A 5398-nucleotide genomic window follows, 5' to 3' on the forward strand; every position below is an offset into this window, starting at 1 on the left:
GCCCGAATCACGCCTGAATGGCTGGTTTTACCTAAACGTTGGGTTGTTGAACGAACCTTTGCTTGGGTAAATCATTCAAGGTTACTCAGTAAGGATGACGAGATTAAATGCAAACATCAAGAAAATGATTTCATCATTTCCCATTTGCATACTTTACTTAAACGTTATTGAACATAGATTCTAAAGTGGTGAGAGATAATTTTTCATGCGATTGCCCTGCCTCTTTGGCTTGCTTAACAATTTCTTCACGGGCTTTTTGATACAATTTGGCATCAGTGGGATAGGTGATATTTTTTCCTGAACAGTAGGGTCTGTGGATATTTAAAGCTCAGCGTGAATTGATTTCAGCAGCACACAAATAAGAACCTATGTTCAAAATGTTTAAGAACCAATATTCAAAAAATTCTTAATAAAATCATATGGCGTATAATTAGCAGATAAACCAAGATAGTAGGTAATCCTTTATGTACCCGAGTGATTTGACAGATAGCCAATGGGCGATGATTGAGTCGTTTTTTGACATCATATGATTTTATTAAGAATTTTTTTGAACATGGGTTCTTATTTGTGTGCTGCTGAAATCAATTCACGCTGAGCTTTAAATATCCACAGACCCTAGTATATTTAGAGTAGCGGTAAAAAATAGGTATATTTGTTATGAATTGAGTGGTTTGTTGTTGTAATATTTATCATAACTATTTAATTTTTAATTATTTAATTTTATTGTAGTAATAAATTATCTGCATTTTTCAGGCTGCCTGAAAAATTCAATAATAGCTGAAAATAACTGAAAAATTTAAAGAACCAGGGAAATCATTCGGGCAGATATTGCTTGAAAATAATCTCGGCAATCACGTAAACCGGAATGATTGTGGTAAAGTAAATACGAATGAACATCCTCGTCCGTGCGAGGTTGAACACACACAGGGTAATCAAGTAATGACACATCGGATTTTTTACACCAAAGCCAATATTTTGTTATCCGCTGCGGTTTCGTTGTTGGCGGTGGCTTTTCCTGTTCAGGCGGTTGCGGCGAGTTCTGATTCGGCGGCAACCATTCCCGCGGCAGAGACCGTTTCGCCAATCAGCAGTAACCCGCTTGTACAGCAAGCACAGCAAGAATGGCAGCAGCGTGCTGCAGCGGCGAATCGGGCGGGTGAGATGTTCACTTTATTCAGTGCGGAATTGGCGTTGGATAAAAATGAACCGCAAACAGCACTGGCCATTTATTCGGTTTTGTTTCAACGCACGCACGCACCCGAATTGGGGCTTCGTACGATTGAATTAATTTTTTCTGATGATAATTTAACGCTTCAAAAAGCGTTGGCACAAGCACAACAGTTGATGCAAAGCTGGCAAACTTGGCAGCCGAAGCCCGGTGTGGAACAGAAAAAAGCACAATGGCTGATAGATGCGGCGGCAGGCAATGTTGATGCCGTTGTTAAAAACGCAGACAGCATATTGGCTTCGGCAGATGACGTAGAAGTAAAACGAGTGTTTTTGCAATTGGCGCAAATGAGTTTGCGTTATCCGGAAAAAACCGCAAAATTTTCAGAATCCATTCATCGCTTAGCCAATGCCTATCCTGAGCAGCCTGAAGCAGTTGTGTCTGATGCGCTGGCTTCATCATTCAGCACTTTGTATGATAAGCAAAGCAATCATCATCATCATCAAGATGCGGTTTTGGCTTTACGCCGCTTGCTTGAATTGGATCCGGATATTGCACCGCCCACAGGTGTAACCTTGGGTTTAATTCAAAATAAAACCCCTGATGTGCTGAGTGCTTTTTTTAAACAAACAGACCTTACTCAATTGCCGTTGGCGTGGAAAAAAGTGTATGTCGGCACCCAAATAAAATCAAATAATGTGCAGGGGTTATATCAACAGTTACAGCCGCTTTTACAGAATAACACCAATCCGGAATGGTTAATCATGGCAGCAGCGTTATTGTTTAAGCCGGGTGAACCGATTGATACCGGGTTGCTGTATTTGGAAAATGCTTATCTTTCAGGCAGCCCTGAACAGAAAAATAAAGCAGCGGTCAGTGCGATTGCGCAATTAGTCGAAGTAAAAAATTTTCAGGCAGCCCGATCTTGGTTAAAGCGTCTTGATGCACGGCAGCAGCGGTTTGATTATTTATTGATGCTGGCTCTTATTCAAAATGGCGAGGGCGCAAAATGGCAGGAAATACAAAGTTTACTCGATGAAGCGGCTCGTATTAACCCGCAGGGGCAAGTGCTTGGCCGTAAATTTTTAATTGAGTTGCAGCAAATTTTGCTGAATACATGGCAAAACGATACCGTACACACCGTGCTCAATCGCTTAATCAGTGAAGCTCAAAATCGGAAAAACAACGATGAATTGTCGTTGTGGCTTTATCAGCGCGGCTTATTGTATGCCGATAAATTGAATCAACCGCAAAAAGCCATTGCGGATTTTCGCCGATTTTTAAGTCTTAATCCCGGTAATCCAAATGGTATGAATGCTTTGGGTTACACTTTATTATTACAGCCGAAAAGTGGAAAAGAGCATGCGGTAAATTTTCAAGAAGCCACGCAATTGATTGAAGCCGCTTATGCAATAGAACCGCAAGCAGCACCAATTAACGACAGTTTGGGCTGGGCTTATTTTTTAAACGGCGACGCAAAAAAAGCATTGCCGTATTTGCGTTTTGCTTTTTCCAAAATGCCTAATTCAGAAGTGGCGGCACATTTGGGTGAAGTATTGTGGACATTGAATCAGCAAGAAGAAGCCAAACAAGTTTGGCAGCAAGGTTTGCAATTAAATGATAAAGATGCCGTACTGCTGAATACTTTAAAACGGTTTAATGTGCAGCGTAACACAGAATAATGCAGGCTACCTGAAAATATAAGTGTTCGCCGCAACAAGAAACGGTAAAATATTTTGGTTTTGATGATTGAATAAATCACAATGCGCTTGTGTTATTCACAAAAAATACTTTCGGTAATGTCTATGAACAGTATTTTTAGCTGTATAAATAATGGCCGGCTGAAAAAATCAGGCAGCCTGAAGTGATTTTTCCTTATTACCCCTTAAATTCTTTTGATGAGTATTTTTATGTTAAATAAAACCTTTATTGCATTGTTGGTATCTGCCGTATTATTGCAAACAGCCTGTTCCAAGCAAGAAACATCAGTTACGTTAAGTGCCAGCGAAGCCGCTGCTGCGGCTGAGGCTGAAGCAAATCTTTCAGGCAATACCAATGCAGTGCAAACGCTCAGCAGTAATGACGGTGCAATGAGCATTACCGTACCCGGTAAATTTACCGATTCTTTTAATCAAGCACAGCAATGGCTTGAGCTAAAAGAAGGTGATACCCTCATTCTCTTTCAACGTGATGATGATGCCGATGTCAATCTTTCAGCGATTCATTTCACTGATGCACATAAAGATACAGCCGCTGATTACTTCAAGCGAGTTATCGAAGCATTAAAAAATCAAACCACTATTCAAAATCTGGAAATACAAGAAGCGAGTAATAATCGTTTGAACTACCGCTTTAGCCATGAGCGTGATGGTGTCCGCTTAAATGAAAGTTGCGCAGTGTTGGCAGCGGCAGAGGCGCAATATTATGCCGTGTGCGCCGCCGGCAGCCTTTTATCTGCTGATGAACTAACCCATTATCTTGACAACATTACCATAAAGTAAAAGCATCGTGAATACCAACACGAATGCAGCCAATTTCAGCAATCTTGATCGGGAAATGATGCAGATTGCCCTTGGTTTGGCGATACAGGGGCGGTTTTCTACCAGCCCCAATCCGCGGGTAGGTTGTGTTATCACACGTGGCAATCAAATCATTGGGCAAGGTTTTCATCTGAAAACAGGTGAACCACATGCCGAAATCCACGCACTCAAACAGGCGGGTCTTTGGGCAAAAGGTGCAACTGCTTATGTTACTTTAGAACCGTGCAGTCATCATGGCCGCACGGGTCCTTGTGCCGATGCATTGATTGCTGCCGGTGTGGCACGGGTGGTTGTAGCCATGTACGACCCCAATCCGCAAGTCAGCGGGCAGGGTGTGGCGCGGTTGCGTCAAGCGGATATTGTTTGTGAAGTGGGTTTGTTGGCAGATGAAGCACGTGAGCTAAACCGTGCTTTTCTGTCACGCATTGAGCGCGGCAGACCGTTTATACGCTTAAAAGTGGCTACATCTTTAGACAGCAAAACTGCCTTGTCTGATGGACAAAGCCGATGGATTACCGGAGAGGCGGCGCGAGCTGATGTGCAGATTTTACGTGCTGAAAGCTGTGCCATACTTACCGGTATCGGTACGGTTTTGACAGACAATCCACGCTTGAATATACGTACCTTTCCTGTTTTACGTCAACCCGTGCGCATTGTATTAGACAGCTGCTTGCGCACACCATTGTCAAGTGCCTTGGTAACAGACGATAGCAGCCCAACTTTGATTGCCACGTGTGTGCAGGACAAAATACGATATGAAGCGTATTTGCGTCATGCTCATGTGCAGATATTGTGTGTCGCGGCAGATCAATCAGGGCGTATCAATCTAAATGAATTGATGCCGAGATTGGCACAAATGGGCTATGGTGAAATTTTGGTTGAGGGCGGCGCAAATTTAAATACCGAGTTATTGCGGCAGAATTGGGTTGATGAAGTGGTATTGTATCAAGCCCCGAAAATTTTGGGTCATCACGCCAAAGCGGCGTTTAGGTTGCCCGAAACCACAGAAAATCTATTGAGAAATGACTGGCAAACCAAGTCAATTGAGCAAATAGGTGATGATATTAAATGGATTTTGGCAAAGTGTGAATAAATGCTTTAATCACAAATAAAAAAATTATCTTGAAACAAGAGGTTGCCTGAAAAAATTCTATTAAAATGAAGTTGTTTATAACGAATAGACGCCACATCTTTTGGTGTAAAAGATATTTAGATATGTATCGCTAAACAACTATTTTTCTGCACATGGATATAATTTTTCATTCCAGTTTCTACTGTAAGGGCTTGATTGTTTCGGATTGCTGTGTGATGAAAATATATATATAAAATGTTGCTTATACTCCATCACGGTAACAGGTGGTAGTGTTCAAAAATCTGTGTCAATCCCCTAAACTATTCCAAATAGGAGACAACACATGAACAACCCCATATTCGACTTTAAAACAGCACTTAAACAGCTTCAATCAGGTCAAGCACTGACAGGCAAAGACGGCATACTCACCCCGCTTATCAAACAACTGACCGAAGCTGCTCTTGATGCCGAAATCGAACATTATCTCGAACAGAACCCACAAGAGCCCAACCGCCGCAACGGTTACACCAAAAAGACGGTCAAGGCAAATTCCGGCAGCTTTGAATTGGAAACACCGCGAGACCGAAACGGTGGTTTTGAGCCACAAATCGTCAAAAA

Annotated in this window: 4 protein-coding genes; all 4 read left to right on the forward strand. The window is 42.1% G+C overall.

Going from position 1 to position 5398, the window contains the following annotated elements; translation table 11 throughout:
* The first annotated feature begins 939 nt into the window (after window positions 1–939).
* Window positions 940–2850: a tetratricopeptide repeat protein gene (locus Q384_RS10500; RefSeq protein ID WP_037587905.1), complete on the forward strand. Its 1911-nt coding sequence runs from the start codon at window positions 940–942 to the stop codon at window positions 2848–2850.
* A gap of 228 nt (window positions 2851–3078) precedes the next feature.
* Window positions 3079–3669 carry a hypothetical protein gene (locus Q384_RS10505; RefSeq protein WP_037587908.1) on the forward strand — a complete coding sequence of 197 codons (591 nt, stop codon included), beginning with the start codon at window positions 3079–3081 and terminating at the stop codon, window positions 3667–3669.
* A 55-nt stretch (window positions 3670–3724) separates the two neighbouring features.
* Window positions 3725–4801 (forward strand): bifunctional diaminohydroxyphosphoribosylaminopyrimidine deaminase/5-amino-6-(5-phosphoribosylamino)uracil reductase RibD, encoded by a 1077-nt coding sequence (ribD, locus tag Q384_RS10510; protein ID WP_037587912.1) that lies wholly within the window; start codon window positions 3725–3727, stop codon window positions 4799–4801.
* 322 nt (window positions 4802–5123) lie between these two features.
* The coding region (locus Q384_RS10515) for a transposase (RefSeq protein WP_037587910.1) at window positions 5124–5398 on the forward strand (275 nt) is incomplete at its 3' end.

Origin of the sequence: Stenoxybacter acetivorans DSM 19021 (assembly GCF_000745895.1) — a bacterium.
GTDB lineage: Bacteria > Pseudomonadota > Gammaproteobacteria > Burkholderiales > Neisseriaceae > Stenoxybacter > Stenoxybacter acetivorans.